General features: G+C 63.7%; 14 protein-coding genes. 12 read left to right on the top strand and 2 right to left on the bottom strand.

Annotated features, from left to right (window positions below; translation table 11 throughout):
- Position 1: 1 nt before the first annotated feature.
- The 10 genes from AC097R_RS03610 to gshB all read left to right on the top strand — a co-directional run bounded on the left by AC097R_RS03610 (position 2) and on the right by gshB (position 11,295).
- Positions 2-496, top strand: coding sequence for an LPS-assembly lipoprotein LptE (locus tag AC097R_RS03610; protein WP_479596229.1), 495 nt, complete (start codon positions 2-4; stop codon positions 494-496).
- Between the two features lie 4 nt (positions 497-500).
- Positions 501-980 (top strand): Lrp/AsnC family transcriptional regulator, encoded by a 480-nt coding sequence (locus tag AC097R_RS03615; RefSeq protein ID WP_479596230.1) that lies wholly within the window; start codon positions 501-503, stop codon positions 978-980.
- Between the two features lie 192 nt (positions 981-1,172).
- Positions 1,173-2,225 (top strand): ornithine cyclodeaminase, encoded by a 1,053-nt coding sequence (locus AC097R_RS03620; protein ID WP_479596231.1) that lies wholly within the window; start codon positions 1,173-1,175, stop codon positions 2,223-2,225.
- Entirely contained in the window at positions 2,222-3,130 is a 909-nt protein-coding gene (locus AC097R_RS03625; protein ID WP_479596232.1) for an arginase, read from the top strand. Before AC097R_RS03620 ends, AC097R_RS03625 begins: the two co-directional genes overlap by 4 nt.
- A 33-nt stretch (positions 3,131-3,163) precedes the next feature.
- Positions 3,164-4,261, top strand: a complete 1,098-nt coding sequence (gene holA / locus AC097R_RS03630; RefSeq protein WP_479596233.1) for a DNA polymerase III subunit delta — start codon at positions 3,164-3,166, stop codon at positions 4,259-4,261.
- Positions 4,239-5,627, top strand: coding sequence for a glutamate-5-semialdehyde dehydrogenase (locus AC097R_RS03635; protein WP_479596234.1), 1,389 nt, complete (start codon positions 4,239-4,241; stop codon positions 5,625-5,627). Before holA ends, AC097R_RS03635 begins: the two co-directional genes overlap by 23 nt.
- Positions 5,628-5,723: 96 nt before the next feature.
- On the top strand, positions 5,724-7,010 hold the full coding sequence (gshA, locus tag AC097R_RS03640; protein WP_479596235.1) for a glutamate--cysteine ligase: 1,287 nt from the start codon (positions 5,724-5,726) through the stop codon (positions 7,008-7,010).
- A 160-nt stretch (positions 7,011-7,170) separates the two neighbouring features.
- Positions 7,171-9,039 (top strand): potassium transporter Kup, encoded by a 1,869-nt coding sequence (locus AC097R_RS03645; protein WP_479596236.1) that lies wholly within the window; start codon positions 7,171-7,173, stop codon positions 9,037-9,039.
- Between the two features lie 48 nt (positions 9,040-9,087).
- A complete protein-coding gene (locus AC097R_RS03650; RefSeq protein ID WP_479596237.1) occupies positions 9,088-10,305 on the top strand; it encodes a benzoate/H(+) symporter BenE family transporter in 1,218 nt (405 codons plus the stop codon).
- A 30-nt stretch (positions 10,306-10,335) separates the two neighbouring features.
- Entirely contained in the window at positions 10,336-11,295 is a 960-nt protein-coding gene (gene gshB / locus AC097R_RS03655; RefSeq protein ID WP_479596238.1) for a glutathione synthase, read from the top strand.
- Here gshB and AC097R_RS03660 read toward each other — a convergent pair.
- On the bottom strand, positions 11,217-12,158 hold the full coding sequence (locus tag AC097R_RS03660; protein ID WP_479596239.1) for an SMP-30/gluconolactonase/LRE family protein: 942 nt from the start codon (positions 12,156-12,158) through the stop codon (positions 11,217-11,219). The two genes, gshB and AC097R_RS03660, sit on opposite strands and share 79 nt — an antisense overlap.
- A gap of 19 nt (positions 12,159-12,177) precedes the next feature.
- Positions 12,178-13,200, bottom strand: coding sequence for an aldose 1-epimerase (locus tag AC097R_RS03665; protein ID WP_479596240.1), 1,023 nt, complete (start codon positions 13,198-13,200; stop codon positions 12,178-12,180).
- Positions 13,201-13,376: 176 nt separating this feature from the next.
- On the opposite strand from AC097R_RS03665, the gene AC097R_RS03670 reads away from it, so the two are divergent.
- Complete coding sequence (locus tag AC097R_RS03670) at positions 13,377-14,438, top strand: LacI family DNA-binding transcriptional regulator (RefSeq protein ID WP_479596241.1); 1,062 nt, start codon at positions 13,377-13,379, stop codon at positions 14,436-14,438.
- A gap of 111 nt (positions 14,439-14,549) precedes the next feature.
- A complete protein-coding gene (locus tag AC097R_RS03675; RefSeq protein ID WP_479596242.1) occupies positions 14,550-15,515 on the top strand; it encodes an ABC transporter substrate-binding protein in 966 nt (321 codons plus the stop codon).
- The last annotated feature ends 22 nt before the right edge of the window (positions 15,516-15,537 follow it).

Raw genomic sequence — 15,537 nt, forward strand, 5'->3', positions numbered from 1 at the left:
GATGCAACGCCGCCACCTGTTTGCCTTGCCCGTAGCGGCCCTGCTGGCCAGCTGCGGCTTCAAGTTGCGTGGCAAGCAGACCTTTGCCTTTGAGACCATCGCCGTCACGCCCGAGCGTGGCGGCGCCGTGGCGTCGGAATTGATCCGCTACTTGGGCGATGCCGTGCGCCCGGTGACGCCACCGGCCGGTGGCCAGCCGCCGCAGGTGATTGTGGACATCCTGCAGGAGCTGCGTGAAAAGACGGTGGTGGGCGTCAACGCCTCGGGCCAGGTGCGGGAGTTCCAGCTGCGCATTCGCCTGAAATTTCGCATGCGCACGCCCCAGGGGCGCGATCTGATCGAGGACACCGAGATCATCCAGCAGCGCGACATCAGCTTCAACGAATCTGCCGTGCTGGCCAAGGAGGCCGAAGAAGGCCTGCTGTACCGCGACATGCAGTCCGACATCGTGCAGCAGTTGCTGCGCCGCATTGCCGCGGTCAAAACCCTGGACTGAAACCATGGCCTTGGACCGCGTGGACCAAACCCTGCTGGAGCTGCTGCAAAGCGACGGCCGCATGAGTGCGCAGGCGCTGTCCGAGGTGGTCAACCTCTCGGCCCGCGCCACGCTGAACCGCATCCGCCGGCTCGAAGACGACGGCCTGATCGCCGGCTACCGTGCGCTGCTGGCGCGCAAGGCGCTGGGCGAGCATGTGTCGGTGTTTGCCGAGATCGCGCTCAAGGACCAGCGCCAAGCCACGGTGCAGCGCTTTGAAGCGGCCATGGTGGCCTGCCCCGAGGTGATTGCCTGCCACCTGGTGAGCGGCCGCTACGACTACCTGGTGCGCCTGGCCTGCCGCGACCTGGCGCACTACCGCGACCTCACCAACACCTGGATCGACGACGTGGGTCTGGGCATCGACAAGGTGGTGACCAGCACCGAGCTGCAAACGGTCAAGGAATTCGCGGGCTTTCCGCTCATGGTGCGCGACGAGAGCTGAGCCGTCTTCGGATGCTTCCGAAACGGAAGTAACTTGGTCTGTATTCAGCACTTTTGCGTGCTTTGCGCCTGACGCTTCGGCGCTTACAGCGCGCACTCCGAGCCTAAACTTTCTCCCATACCGGGTCGGCCATCAGGGCCTATGGAGGCCTGCGGATTCCGCACCTCTCCCGGCCACCTGAGGAGAGACCCCATGACCCGCTATATCGACGTCCACGACATGCAGCAGCTGGTGCTGCAGCACGGCTTGGCCCCCATGATGTCCGAGATGGCCCAGACCATCCGCGAAGACTTTCTGCGCTGGGAAGACTTTGACAAATCCCCCCGCACCGCCAACCACAGCACCAACGGCGTGATCGAGCTCATGCCCGTGTCGGACAACGCGCTCTACGCGTTCAAGTACGTCAACGGCCACCCCAAGAACCCGTTGCAGGGCCTGTCCACCGTGATGGCCTTTGGTGTGCTGGCCGATGTGGCCACCGGCTACCCCGAGTTGCTCAGCGAGCTGACCATCACCACCGCGCTGCGCACCGCGGCCACCTCCGCCATGGCCGCCAAGGTGCTGGCCCGGCCCGAGAGCAAGACCATGGCCCTGATCGGCAATGGCTCGCAAAGCGAGTTCCAGGCAATTGCCTTCATGACTCAGCTGGGCATCAGCACGCTGCGCGTGTTTGACGTGGACCCCAAGGCCACCGACAAACTGGTGGCCAACCTGCGCCCCTACACCGACGCCGGCAGCCTCACGATCGTGCGCTGCGCCTCCACGCGCGAAGCCGTGCGCGGCGCCGACATCGTGACCACGGTGACGGCCGACAAGACCAACGCCACCATCCTGAGCGCCGACATGGTCGAGCCCGGCATGCACCTGAACGCCGTGGGGGGCGACTGCCCCGGCAAGACCGAGTTGCAGGCCGCCATCCTGAACCACGCCAAGGTGTTTGTGGAGTTCGAACCGCAAACCCGTATCGAAGGCGAGCTACAACAGATGCCGGCCGACTTTGCGACGCACCCCCTCTGGCAGGTGCTGGCGGGTAGCACCGTGGGCCGCGACAACGCTGCCCAGGTCACGCTGTTTGATTCCGTCGGCTTTGCACTGGAAGACCTGTCGGCCCTGCGTTATGTGCATGCCTTGTCGCAAAAATTGGGCGTGGGCAGCACGGTGCAGCTGGTGCCTGATTTGCCAGACCCCAAAGATCTTTTTGCCTGTGCTGTTGCTGCACGCCCCGCTCTGCGCAAAGCCGCATGAGCACTTCCGTTCTGCACCTGATCGGCGCCGCGGTGGGCGAGGGCGCCAGTGACGGCGGCTGCAAGTGGGGCGCTGCTGCCCTGCGCGAGCACGGCATTGCCAACGCGCTCACCGCCACTGGCTGCACCGTCACTTGGGGTGACACGGTGACCGCCCAGCCCATGCTGGCCACGAGCCGCTTGAACGCCATCGAAGGTTTCTCCGAACGCCTGGCTGGCACGGTGGCCCAAGTGCTGCGCCAGAACCAGCAGCCATTGGTGCTGGGCGGTGACCATTCCTGCGCGGTGGGCACCTGGAGCGCCGTTGCCGACCACCTGCGCCCGCGGGGCGCGCTGGGCTTGGTCTGGATCGACGCACACTTGGACGCCCACACGCCCGAGACTTCGGACAGCCAGGCCCCGCACGGCATGCCGGTGGCGGCCTTGTTGGGCCATGGCTCGGCGGGCATGACGGATCTGTTTGGCTGGCGCTACAAGCTGCGCCCTGAGCATCTGGTCATCATCGGCGCGCGCAGCTATGAGCCAGCCGAGAAGGCGCTGCTCGATAGCCTGGGTGTGCGCGTCATGTTCATGCCCGAAGTGCTGGAGCGTGGCTTTGCCGCCAGTTTCGACGAAGCCCGCAGCCGGGTGCAAGCCGGCACCGCGGGTTGGGGCATCAGCTTTGACTTGGACGGCCTGGACCCGCGCGACGCGCCCGGTACTGGAACGCCAGTGGAGCAGGGCATCCGCCTGGCCGATGCGCTGCAGGTGCTGGCGGGTTGCAGCCACGACCCACACTTTGTGGCGCTGGAACTGACGGAGTACAACCCGTTGCGCGACTTTGGCGGCCAAACCGCCCAGGCCGCCACAGACTTGGTCTGCGCCATGTTGGCACCTGAAGCCAAGGCGATGGGGCTGGCCGCCTGAGTTTCAGTGCTGGGGCCTTAAACTTGGCCCCCTATGCAACTCGCGGCGAATCAACTCAGCAACCACCTGCAGCGCGGGCTCAAGAGCCTGTACACCTTGCATGGGGATGAGCCGCTGCTGCAACAAGAGGCACTGGACGCCATCCGCGCCAACGCCCGTGCCAACGGCTATACCGAGCGCACCTCCCACACCGTGGCCGGTGCACACTTTGACTGGAGCGAGGTGTTGGCCGCCGGCGGCTCGCTGAGCCTGTTTGCCGACAAACAAATCGTCGAAATCCGCATTCCCAGCGGCAAACCGGGTAAGGACGGTAGCGTCGCGCTGCAACAACTGGCCGAAGGCGCCCAAGGCAACGACTCCACGCTCACCATCGTCATGCTGCCGCGCCTGGACAAGATGACCAAGTCCACCGCGTGGTTTGCTGCGCTGGATGCCAACGGCGTTACGCTGGAAGTCAGTCCGGTGGAGCGCGGCGCCTTGCCACAGTGGATCGCCCAGCGCCTGGGTGCGCAGGGCCAGCGCGTGGAAGCCGGCGAAGAAGGCCAGCGTACGCTGCAGTTTTTTGCCGACCGCGTGGAAGGCAACCTGCTGGCCGCGCACCAGGAAATCCAGAAGCTGGCCCTGCTATTCCCCGCCGATGCCCATGGCGGCGTGCTGACCCTGGAACAGGTGGAAAGCGCCGTGCTCAACGTGGCGCGCTACGACGTGTTCAAGCTGAGCGAAGCCGTGTTGGCTGGCCAGGCCGTCCGCGTGCAGCGCATGCTGGATGGCTTGCAAGCCGAGGGCGAGGCCGAAGTGCTGGTGCACTACACGCTGGCCGAAGACATCCGCGCCCTCAAGCGCGTGAAAGACGCTATGGCCCAGGGCCGCCCCCTGCCCATGGCGCTGCGCGAGAACCGCGTCTGGGGCGTGAAAGAGCGCCTATTCGAGCGTGTGCTGCCCAAGCTCTCCGAATCCAAACTGGCCGAACTGCTGCAATCCGCCCACGTGGTGGACGGCATTGTCAAAGGCCTCAAGCAGCCGGACTGGCCTACCACGGGCTGGCAGTCGCTGCACCGGCTGGCGTTGCAGCTGTGTGGACTGTGTGCGGCGGCGCCTGCAGGTGGGAATGCCCACGTTCGTGCGCGTTGAGCGCCATCAGCTGGAAAATCAGCAATCTGCGAAAATCCCCCCCATGAACGCGACCAACATCACCGAATACTCCCACGCCCTCGGTTCACAGGCCAAAGTGGCGTCCGCCCTCATGGCCAAGGCGCCGGCTGCTATGAAAAATGCAGCGCTGCGTGCGCTGGCGCGGTTGCTGCGCGAGAACACACAGGCGCTGCAGGTGGACAACGCGAAGGACATCGAGCGCGCCATTGCCAACGGCCTGGCCGCACCCATGGTGGATCGGCTCAAGCTGACCCCGAAGGTGCTGGAGACCTGTGCCGAAGGCTGCGAGCAGCTGGCGGCGATGGCGGACGTGATTGGCGAAATCATCGGCATGAAGCAGCAGCCCAGCGGGATCCGCGTGGGGCAGATGCGGGTGCCCATCGGTGTGTTCGGCATGATTTTCGAGAGCCGCCCCAATGTGACGATCGAGGCGGCCAGCCTGTCGATCAAGAGCGGCAATGCCTGCATCCTGCGCGGCGGTTCCGAGGCGATTGACTCCAACAAGGCGCTGGCCCGACTGGTGCAGCAGGCGCTGCTGGAAAGCGGCCTGCCGGCCGATGCGGTGCAACTGGTGCAGACCACGGACCGCGAGGTGGTGGGCCAGCTGATCACCATGCCGCAGTATGTGGACGTGATCATTCCACGCGGCGGCAAAGGCCTGATCGAGCGCATCAGCCGCGACGCCAAGGTGCCGGTCATCAAGCACCTGGATGGCAACTGCCATGTGTATGTGGACGACCCCTGCGACATCGCGATGGCGGTCAAAGTGGCGGACAACGCCAAAACCAACAAATACAGCCCCTGCAACGCCGCCGAAGGCCTGCTGGTGGCACGCGGTGCGGCTGCAGAATTTTTGCCGTTGATCGGCGCGGTCTACGCCGCCAAGGGTGTGGAGATGCGCTGCGACCCCGAGGCGTTGGCTATTTTGAAGTCAAATCTGCCGCTAGCCCCCGTAAATGCTGCGCAAACAGCTAGCAATTCAGGAGCGAAATTGGTGCCCGCTACCGAGCAAGATTGGTACGAGGAGTACCTCGCCCCCATCGTCAGCGTCAAGGTGGTGGCGGGGGTGGATGAAGCCATTGCCCACATCAACCAGTACAGCAGCCACCACACCGACGCCATCCTCACCACCAACCATGTGCACGCCCAGCGCTTCCTGCGCGAGGTGGACTCGGCCAGCGTCATGGTCAATACCAGCACGCGCTTTGCGGATGGGTTCGAATTTGGCCTGGGCGCCGAAATCGGCATCAGCACCGACAAGTTCCATGCCCGCGGGCCGGTGGGCATTGAGGGGCTGACCTCGCTGAAGTACGTGGTGCTGGGCGAGGGCGAAGTGCGCACTTAAATACGGGTTGGCATGGGTGCTGGGCCTTGAAATTGGCCCAAGGTTCACCACCTAGGGGCGACCCCTAGAATGGGTGATCCTTATTGAAAGCGCCGTATGGTTCCGCACCTCGTTACCGCCCTGACGGGCCCCATCAATGAACTCGAGCAACGGGTTCTGGACTCCATGCCTGCCATCGAGCGCTGGTTCCGGTTGGAGTGGATGGAGCACACACCGCCCTTCTACACCGCGGTGGATGTGCGCAACGCCGGCTTCAAGCTGGCCCCGGTAGACACCAACTTTTTTCCCGGCGGCTGGAACAACCTGACCCCCGCCATGCTGCCGCTGGCCGTGCAGGCCGCACAGGCCGCCATCGAGAAAATCTGCCCCGAGGCACGCAACCTGCTCATCGTGCCGGAGAACAACGGCCGCAGCACCTTCCAGTTGAGCAACCTGGCCCAGCTGCGCCGCATCTTCCACATGGCGGGCCTCAATGTGCGCATTGGCTCCATCAGCCCCGACATCAAGAAAAGCACCACCATCGAGTTGCCCGGTGGTGAATCCATCACGCTGGAGCCCGTGATCCGCACCAAGGGCCGCCTGGGCGTGAAGGACTTTGACCCCTGCACCATCCTGCTGAACAACGACCTGCGTGCCGGCGTGCCCGGCATTCTGGAAGACCTGCACGAGCAGTACCTGTTGCCCCCACTGCACGCGAGCTGGACGACACGTCGCAAGAGCACCCACTTCAAGTGTTACGACGAGGTGGCCAAGCGCTTTGGCAAGCTGATTGGCGTGGACTCCTGGTTGATCACCCCGATGTTCGACAAGTACGGAGTGGCCGACCTGCGCACCCCCCAAGGGCTGGAGGCCCTGCACCAGCGTGTGGACGCGATGCTGACCAAGGTGAAGAAGAAGTACAAGGAATACGGCATCAAGGAGCGGCCCTTCTTGGTGATCAAGGCGGACAACCGCACCAGCGGCAACGCCATCCTGACCGTGCGCGACACCAAGGACCTGGACGCGAAACTGCGCAAGCTGGGCGCCGGGCTGGAGGCCTCGCCCGACCCGCTGGAGCTGATCTTGCAGGAAGGCGTGCAGACCAATGAGCGCGTGAACGACGCCGTGGCCGAGCCCGTGGTCTACCTGATGGACCGCTATGTGGTGGGCGGCTTCTACCGCATGCATGCCGAGCGCGGCATAGACGAAAACCTCAGCGCGCCTGGCTCCAGTTACGTGCCATTGGCGTTCGCCGAGAGTACGCACTTACCTCAGCCCGGTATCAAACCCGGCGCCAGTGCGCCCAACCGCTTCTACATGTATGGGGTGATTGGCCGCCTGGCCATGTTGGCCGCCAGCTACGAGCTGGAAGCCACCGATCCCGATGCAGAGCGCTACGACTGAGGCGCGTCAACCCATTTTGGAATACCAGTTGCTGCGCTGCAACATGCGCTGAAAATCCGCTGGATTTGGTGATTGCGTCCTTGCGGCTCGGGGCGCCGGGAGCAAAATAGCGATCCCCAACGGAATGGAACCCGGCGGCGTCTGCCGGCCGGGTCAATTTGTGTCAGCATCAAAATCGTCTCTTGCGGCGCTCACTCTGGGCGCCATCGGCGTTGTATACGGCGACATTGGCACCAGCGTGCTGTACGCCATGAAAGAAGTGTTTGGCTCCGGCCATGTGCCTTTCACCCCGGACAACGTCTACGGCATCCTTTCCATCTTCTTCTGGACCCTCACGGTCATCGTCTCCATCAAGTACGTGGTGCTGGTGCTGCGGGCCGACAACCATGGCGAGGGCGGCCTGGTGGCCATGCTGGCGTTGGCGTCGCAGTCGGTCAAGCACCGGCCTGAGTTGCGCCGCGTGCTGCTTATCGTCGGCATCTTCGGCACCTGCCTGTTCTATGGCGATGGCGTCATCACTCCGGCCATCTCGGTGCTGTCGGCGGTGGAAGGTCTGGAGGTCATCTCGCCGGCGTTCAAGCGCTACGTCATTCCGTTGACCCTGGTGATTTTGTTCGGCCTGTTCTTTGTGCAAAAGCGCGGCACGGCCGGCATTGGCAAGTTCTTTGGCCCCATCACCGTGGTGTGGTTCGCGGTCATCTCCTTGCTGGGCGTGAGCCACATCCTGGAGAACCCGGCCATTCTCTGGGCCATCAGCCCCATCTACGCCCTGAGCTTTATCTGGCACAACCCAGGCACCACCTTCATCATCCTGGGCGCCGTGGTGCTCTGCGTGACCGGTGGCGAGGCGCTGTACGCCGACATGGGCCACTTTGGCAAACGGCCGATTCGCCTGGCCTGGTTCTCGGTGGTCATGCCCGCGCTGACGCTGAACTACTTTGGCCAGGGCGCACTGCTGCTGCAAAACCCGGATGCGGTCAAAAACCCGTTCTTTCTGATGGCGCCCGACTGGGCGCTGCTGCCTCTGGTGGGGCTGGCCACCATGGCCACAGTGATTGCCTCGCAAGCGCTGATTTCGGGGGCCTTCTCGGTCACCAAGCAGGTGATTCAGTTGGGCTATCTGCCGCGCTTGCAGGTCAACCACACCAGCGTACGCGACACCGGGCAGGTCTACCTGCCGTTTGTGAACTGGGGCCTGTTTGTGGCCATCGTGCTGGCCGTGGTGATGTTCAAATCGTCGAGCAACCTGGCCGCCGCCTACGGCATTGCCGTGTGTACCGACATGCTGATCACCACAGTGCTCACCTTCTACGTCATCCGCTACGGCTGGAAGTACCCGCTGTGGCTGTGCATTGCAGCCACCGGCTTTTTCTTCGTGGTGGACTTCGCGTTCTGGACCTCCAACTTGCTCAAACTGTTTGACGGCGGCTGGTTCCCGCTGATGATTGGCGGCGCCATCTTTACGCTGATGATGACCTGGAAGGACGGCCGGCGCATGCTCAACGAGAAGCTGCGGGCCGATGCGCTGGACCTGCCGAGCTTTCTGGAAGCCGTCTTCGTGAGCCCGCCGGCCCGGGTGGAAGGCACGGCCGTATTTTTGACGGCCGACAAGGGCACGGTGCCCAACGCGCTGCTGCACAACCTTAAGCACAACAAGGTGCTGCACACCAGCAACCTGTTTGTTACGGTAAAGAACCACGAGCTGCCCTGGATCGGGCTGGACAAGCGCCTGCAGATCGACTCGCTGGGTCACGACTGCTGGCAGGTGGTGGTGCACTATGGCTTTAAAAACGACCCCGACCTGCCCAAGGCGCTGGCGCAGATCAAGGGCCGCGGCTGCGACATGAATGCCATGACCACCAGCTACTTCTTGTCGCGTGACACCGTGGTACCCACGCTGGGGGAGGGGATGGCGCCGTGGCGCGAGAAGCTGTTTGCGCAAATGCACCACAATGCCAGCGCCGCGGCAGACTTCCTGAACCTGCCGAACAACTCTGTGGTGGAGTTGGGTTCCAAAATCGAAATATAAAACGATTGGGGACAGATCTGCGGCTCTGTCCCCAACGGATGAAGCCTGATGCAATTTTTCAAAGACCTGAGTCTCTCGGCCTTCACGGCCGGCTTTGTCGCCGTGCTGGTGGGCTTCACCAGTTCGGTGGCAATCGTCTTCCAGGCGGCCCAGGCCTTTGGCGCCACACCGGAGATCACCGCTTCGTGGATGTGGGCGCTGAGCATCGGCATGGGCTTGTGCACGCTGGTGCCCTCGCTGTGGCTCAAAAAGCCCGTCATGGTGGCCTGGAGCACGCCCGGCGCGGCAGTGCTGGCCTCGGCAGGTCTGGCTGGCGGCTTTAGCATGGCCGACGCCGTGGGCGCCTTCATCCTGTGCGCGTTGCTGATCACGCTGGTGGGCGCCACGGGCTGGTTCGAGCGCGTGATGAACCGCATCCCGCTGGCGCTGGCCTCGGCGCTGTTGGCCGGCGTGCTGGCGCGTTTTGGCCTGTCGGGCTTTGGCGCTGCGCAAACCGCCTTGCCGCTGGTGGCCACCATGGTGGTGACCTACTTGCTGGGCAAGCGGTTCCTGCCACGCTATGCAGTGCCGCTCACGCTGCTCGTTGCTATTGTTTTCGTAGCTGCTGGCGCAGGCTTTACGCGGGCTGACATCACTTTTGGCTTGACATGGCCGGTCTTCATCAGCCCCCGCTTCTCGCTAGCGGCCTTTATCAGTTTGTCGCTGCCCCTGTTTGTGGTCACCATGGCCTCGCAGAATCTGCCCGGCGTGGCCGCCATCCAGGCCGCGGGCTATGCCGACCGCCGTGCCCAGGGCGGCGACGCTGGCATTCCCATCTCCAAGGTCATCACGCTCACCGGGCTGGCCACGTTGGTGCTGGCGCCGTTTGGCGCTTTTGCCATCAATCTCAGCGCCATCACCGCCGCCATCTGCATGGGGCCCGAGGCGCACAGCAACCCCACACGGCGCTACACCGCGGCCGTGTCCTGCGGCGCCATCTACATCGTCATTGGTCTGTTTGGCGCCGCCATCACCGGCGTGCTGACCGCCTTCCCCAAAGAGCTGGTCGCCGCCATTGCGGGGCTGGCGCTGTTGGGCACCATTGGTGGCGCACTGACCGCCGCGCTCAAGGACGATGCCAACCGCGAAGCCGCCCTCATCACGTTTCTGGTCACGCTCAGTGGCGTGGTCATTGCTGGCGTGGGCTCGGCGTTCTGGGGCGTGGTGGCTGGCGCGCTGGCGCTGCTGGTGCAACACTACGGCCGCAAACCCACCGCCACCGCCTAAGCTGCAGCGCAGCCTTTACTGAAAGTAGCCATGGACATTCTGTTTGTTGCCGATCCGCTGGAGTCCTTCAAGATCTACAAGGACACCACCTTTGCCATGATGCGCGAGGCCCAGCGCCGCGGTCACCGCATCATTGCCTGCGAGCCCCGCCACCTGGTGTGGCAGCGCGGTGGTGTGGTGCAGGCGGCCGTGCGCCGCATCACGCTCACGGGCGATGCCAAGGACTGGTTCACTGAGGTGGCCGACACCGTGGCGATCAAGAACTTTGACGCGGTGGTGATGCGCAAGGACCCACCGTTTGACTCCGAGTTCTTCTACGCCACCCATTTGCTGGAGCAGGCCGAGCGCGAGGGGGCCCACGTCTTCAACAAGCCCCGCGCCCTGCGCGACCACCCCGAGAAGCTGGCGATTCTGGAGTTCCCCCAGTTCATCGGCCCTACGCTGGTCACGCGCGATCCCGATGCGGTGCGTGCCTTCCACGCCGAACACCGCGACATCATCCTGAAGCCGCTGGACGGCATGGGTGGCATGGGCATCTTCCGCGTGAAGGACGATGGCCTGAACCTGGGCGGCATCATCGAGACGCTGAACAAGGACGGCGCACAGACCCTGATGGTGCAGAAATTTTTGCCTGCCATCAGCGCCGGCGACAAACGCGTGCTGGTGATTGGCGGCAAGCCCGTGCCCTATTGCCTGGCGCGCATTCCGCAGGGGGGTGAGGTGCGTGGCAACCTGGCAGCCGGTGGCAAGGGCGTGGCCCAACCCATCAGCGCCAGTGACCGCGCGATTGCCGAGGCGCTGGGGCCGATCCTGGCCGCGCGGGGGCTATTGCTCGTGGGGCTGGACGTGATTGGCGATTCGCTGACCGAGATCAACGTCACCAGCCCGACCTGCTTCCAGGAAATTGCCGATCAGACCGGCTTTGACGTGGCGGCCATGTTTATCGACGCGCTCGAAGTCGCCCAGTCCGAGGCCAGCCGCACGCGGTAAAGCGCGCTGGTGGCACAGACAAACACGTCGCAGCCACTGACACCGCCAAACACCAGGTTAGCGGCTGGCTCGGTCAGCAGCAGCTTGCCCAGCAGAGCGCCGCTGGGTGCATAGCAGTGCACGCCATCGCCAGCGCTGGTCCACACCCGGCCCAGCGCGTCCACGCGAAAGCCGTCAAACAGCCCCACATCGCAGTCGGCAAACACCGCACCGCCCGACAGCGCATAGCCTGCGCCTACCGTGAATACGCGAATGTGTTTGGGCCCATCGGGCGCATGCGTGCGGCCGGTGTCGGCCACATACAACCGGCTCTCGTCGGCGTTGAAGGCCAGTCCATTGGGGCGTGCAAAGTCGGTCAGCATGGCTTCACATGCGCCGCTGACGGGGTCCACGCGGTACACATGGCAGGCACCAATGTCGCTGTCTGCGCGGTGGCCTTCGTAGTCGCTGTCGATGCCGTAGCTGGGGTCGGTGAACCAGATGGCGCCGTCGCGCGCCACCACCACGTCGTTGGGGCTGTTCAGGCGCTTGCCGCCCCAGTGGCTGGCCAGCACCGTGGTGCTGCCGTCGTGTTCCAGCCGGGTCACGCTGCGCGAGCCGTGTTCGCAGCTGATCAGTCGGTCCTGTGCGTCCAGTGTGTGGCCATTGCTAAAGCGTGCCGGGCTGCAGTAGGTGCTGACGGTGCCCGTGGTCTCGTCCCAGCGCAGCACGCGGTCATTGGGAATGTCGCTCCAGACCACGCAGCGCTGGTCTGCGAGGTAGGCTGGACCTTCGGCCCATTTGCAGCCGCTGGCAAGCTGCTCGGGCGGGGTGCTGGCGAACAGGGTGGCGAAGTCCGGGTGCCGTGCGTCAATGAAGTTCATGGCCCGCACTGTACCCAGGTCAGCGCGCCACGCCCAGGGGAAGCGGCTGCAGGCGCATGCTGCCGCGCAGTGTTTGGCCAGGCTCCAGCACATTTCCGCCGGCGTCCCGCGCGGCGGTGTCGGGTGCGCTGTGCCGCAGGTTGAACCAGTCGGTGCAGTTGGACACGGGCTCCATGCAAAAGATGGCCTGGTCCTGCGGGCAATAGAGAACGAAGTAGTCCATGGGCGCGGTGGACTCCATGCGCAGGCGGTCGCCGTTGGGCCAGTGCACTTCGGCATGTCGGCCAAAACCGGTGAAGTTGTTGTCCAGATTGAAATCGCGCAGCAGCATGCCTTTTTCCAGCGCCTGCACGGTGGGGTGGTTCAGCGCTACGCGCGTGGGCAGTAGCTCGGCGTCGCTCTCCCACATGCCGGTTACGCGGGCCTGCAGCCGTGTGCCCGCGCCGGATTTGTCATGTGGCAGGTAGGGGTGGTGGCCCATGTCGGCGGGCATGCGTTCGGTGCCCGTGTTGGTGATGTCCATATCAATGCGCAGGCCCTGCGCGTCCAGGGTGTAGGTCTGTGTGGCCGAGAAGGCAAATGGCCACTCGCGCGAGCCGTCGTAGGCCATGCGCAGGCTGATGTGGGCGTTGGAACGTGCGGCGATGTCCCAGGCCGTGGTCCAGCCCAGACCGTGGATGGCATGGGGCCCCAGGCCCTGGTGGGCGCGCAACTGGATGGTGCGCCCCTCAAACAGGAAGTGCCCATTGCGGATGCGGTTGGCCCAGGGCACCAGCGGAAAGCTGGACATCAGCAGGGGATCTGCCGTGGCCAGGCCCTTGGGGCTTGCCGGGCGCAACCAGTGGTGGCGCTCTCCGGTAGCGGGGTGGACCGAGAACAGGCTGGCCAGCGAGCCACCGATGTCGGGGGCGACTTCCGCGCGGAAGTCGCCACACTGCAGCAATTGCAGGGGCGAAGCCCCGACGACGGGGCCATTGGCGGGCGCGGGCGCCCCCGTTGGCGGTTGTTGGCTGGATGGCTCCAGCGCGACCTTGTGCTGCATCGTGTCTCCAGGCGCTTCCTGAATAGCAGGGTGGGCGGCTCTTATGATTTAATGAATGAATGTGGGAAGCCCTTACATTATTAATCATAAAAACGTAGCAGCAAAAATTATTAGTAATGAATACGTCAAAAAAGAGACTTTCGGCCTCGGCTTCGTCGTCCGCCAAGCGAGCCACCATGACCGATATTGCGACCCTGGCGGGGGTGTCGCAGTCCACCGTGTCCCTGGTGCTCAACGCCATGACGGGGGCCAAGCTCTCGGAGGAAACCCGGCAAAAAGTGCTGCGCGTAGCCGGTGAATTGGGTTACCGCCTGCCCGAGGGGCGCAAGGCTGCGGGCGCTGGCGCTCCTGGCCGGGCTGCGCAGCCCGCAGCGGCGCCTGTGGCGCGCGACGGCCGCAAGCTGTTGCTGTACCTCGTAGACGAAATTTCCACCAGCCCGCACCCGGTGATTTCGGTGGACGGTGCCAAAGACGAAGCCTGGAGCCAGGGCGCCCTGGTCTCGGTCTTCGCCACCCGCTCCAAGGAAGACATTGAGTCGGCGGTGCTGGAGGCCATGCTCGCCAACCCCATGCTGGTGGGGGTGATTTACTCCACCATCTTCACCCGCCAGGCGCTGCCGCCGGCCGAGCTGGCGGGCGTGCCCACGGTGATGCTGAACTGCTACACGCCCGAGGCGGGCGAGCCCCGGTTTTCCTCGGTGGTGCCCTCGGAAGTGGTGGGGGGCTACACCGCCACCGAGTACCTGATCAAGGCGGGCCACAAGCGCATTGGCTTTATCAATGGTGAGCCCTGGATGGACGCGGCCAAAGACCGCTTCAAAGGCTATCGCCGCGCCCTGGCCAGTGCCGACATTGCGTTCAATGCAGCGCTGGTGCGCGAGGGTGATTGGCAGGTGGCCACGGGCTTTGAATGCACGTTGTCCCTCATGAAGGGCCAGACCCCGCCCACCGCCATTTTTTGCGCCAACGACTTGATGGCTGTGGGCTGCCTGGAGGCGCTGCAGGAGCTGGGCTTGCATGCGCCGGCAGACGTCTCGGTCATTGGTTATGACGACCAGGAGATCTCGCGCCACACCCGGCCACCATTGACCACGCTGGTCTTGCCCAACTACGAGATGGGACGCTTGGCGGTGGAGCTGCTGCTGGACGAGGCCACGGGTGCGCCGCAGCGCAAACGCCGCATCAAGGTCGATGTGCAGCTGGTCGAACGGGCGACTGTCGGCCCTCCAAAAAATTAATTCATATTAGTAATAACACCAATAGGAAAATTATTAATTCATCCTACGATTCCTCTTGTCTTCAATCGAAATGGTTCGGAGGCTCTGTTTAACTACCTATAAAGAGGAATCATGCGCTTCAACTACACACTTCTCGCACTGGCGCTGGCCGCGGCCAGTTTCTCGGCCTCCGCAGCAGATGCCCCCAAAGTCCCTCAGAAGGCTTCTTACAAGGTGGGTTTCGCCCAAACCGAAAGCAACAACCCCTGGCGCTTGGCCGAAACCAAGAGCTTCATGGACGCGGCTGCCAAATGCGGCTGGCAAGTGGTGACCACCGATGCTGGCGGCTCTGCGGCCAAGCAAGTGGCCGACATCGACTCGCTGATCGCCCAAAAGGTCGACCTCCTGGTGTTTCCTCCCCGTGAAGACAAGCCCTTGATTCCTGCGGTCATGAAGGCCAAGAAGGCCGGCATCCCCGTGATCCTGGTGGACCGCGATGTGGACCACAAGTTGGCCAAGCCCGGCGTGGACTACATCACCTTCATCGGCTCTGACTTCATCGACCAAGGTCGTCGCGCCGCACAAGCCCTGGTGAAAGCCACCGGCGGCAAGGCCAACATCATTGAACTCGAAGGCAGCACCGGTGCGTCCGCCGCGACCGACCGCAAGAAGGGCTTTGACGACGAAATCGCCAAGAACCCCGGCATGAAGATCGTGGCGTCGCAGTCTGGCGACTTCAACCGTGACAAGGGCCGCCAACTGGCGCAAACCCTGCTGCAAGCCCACCCTGAAGCCAATGCGGTCTATGGCCACAACGACGAAATGGCTGTGGGCGCAATCACCGCGATCGAAGCCGCTGGCAAGGTCGCAGGCAAAGACATCTTCGTGGTGTCCATCGACGGCCAACGCAACGCGCTGGAAGCCATCATTGCCGGCAAGATGGTTGCCACCGTACAGTCTTCGCCTTACTTCGGCCCCATCAGCTGCAAGACCGCCCAGGCTTCTGCCAAGGGCGAGAAGATCCCTACCTGGGTGAAGGTGGAAGACAAGATCTATGACATCAGCAATGCTGCCAAGGATCTGGCTGAAGGTTTCTGATCTCCTGTCTCCGTACTAAGGT

The organism is Rhodoferax sp. ZS1R25, from assembly GCF_056521335.1.

What these genes read in the sequence shown, in the direction of transcription:
- AC097R_RS03610 (WP_479596229.1), top strand. Translation starts at nt 2, where the DNA reads ATGCAACGCCGCCACCTGTTTGCCTTGCCCGTAGCGGCCCTGCTGGCC.
- AC097R_RS03625 (WP_479596232.1), top strand. Translation starts at nt 2,222, where the DNA reads ATGAGCACTTCCGTTCTGCACCTGATCGGCGCCGCGGTGGGCGAGGGC.
- AC097R_RS03615 (WP_479596230.1), top strand. Translation starts at nt 501, where the DNA reads ATGGCCTTGGACCGCGTGGACCAAACCCTGCTGGAGCTGCTGCAAAGC.
- AC097R_RS03650 (WP_479596237.1), top strand. Translation starts at nt 9,088, where the DNA reads ATGCAATTTTTCAAAGACCTGAGTCTCTCGGCCTTCACGGCCGGCTTT.
- gshA (WP_479596235.1), top strand. Translation starts at nt 5,724, where the DNA reads ATGGTTCCGCACCTCGTTACCGCCCTGACGGGCCCCATCAATGAACTC.
- holA (WP_479596233.1), top strand. Translation starts at nt 3,164, where the DNA reads ATGCAACTCGCGGCGAATCAACTCAGCAACCACCTGCAGCGCGGGCTC.
- AC097R_RS03665 (WP_479596240.1), bottom strand. Translation starts at nt 13,200, where the DNA reads ATGCAGCACAAGGTCGCGCTGGAGCCATCCAGCCAACAACCGCCAACG.
- AC097R_RS03670 (WP_479596241.1), top strand. Translation starts at nt 13,377, where the DNA reads ATGACCGATATTGCGACCCTGGCGGGGGTGTCGCAGTCCACCGTGTCC.
- AC097R_RS03635 (WP_479596234.1), top strand. Translation starts at nt 4,239, where the DNA reads ATGCCCACGTTCGTGCGCGTTGAGCGCCATCAGCTGGAAAATCAGCAA.
- AC097R_RS03620 (WP_479596231.1), top strand. Translation starts at nt 1,173, where the DNA reads ATGACCCGCTATATCGACGTCCACGACATGCAGCAGCTGGTGCTGCAG.
- gshB (WP_479596238.1), top strand. Translation starts at nt 10,336, where the DNA reads ATGGACATTCTGTTTGTTGCCGATCCGCTGGAGTCCTTCAAGATCTAC.
- AC097R_RS03660 (WP_479596239.1), bottom strand. Translation starts at nt 12,158, where the DNA reads ATGAACTTCATTGACGCACGGCACCCGGACTTCGCCACCCTGTTCGCC.
- AC097R_RS03675 (WP_479596242.1), top strand. Translation starts at nt 14,550, where the DNA reads ATGCGCTTCAACTACACACTTCTCGCACTGGCGCTGGCCGCGGCCAGT.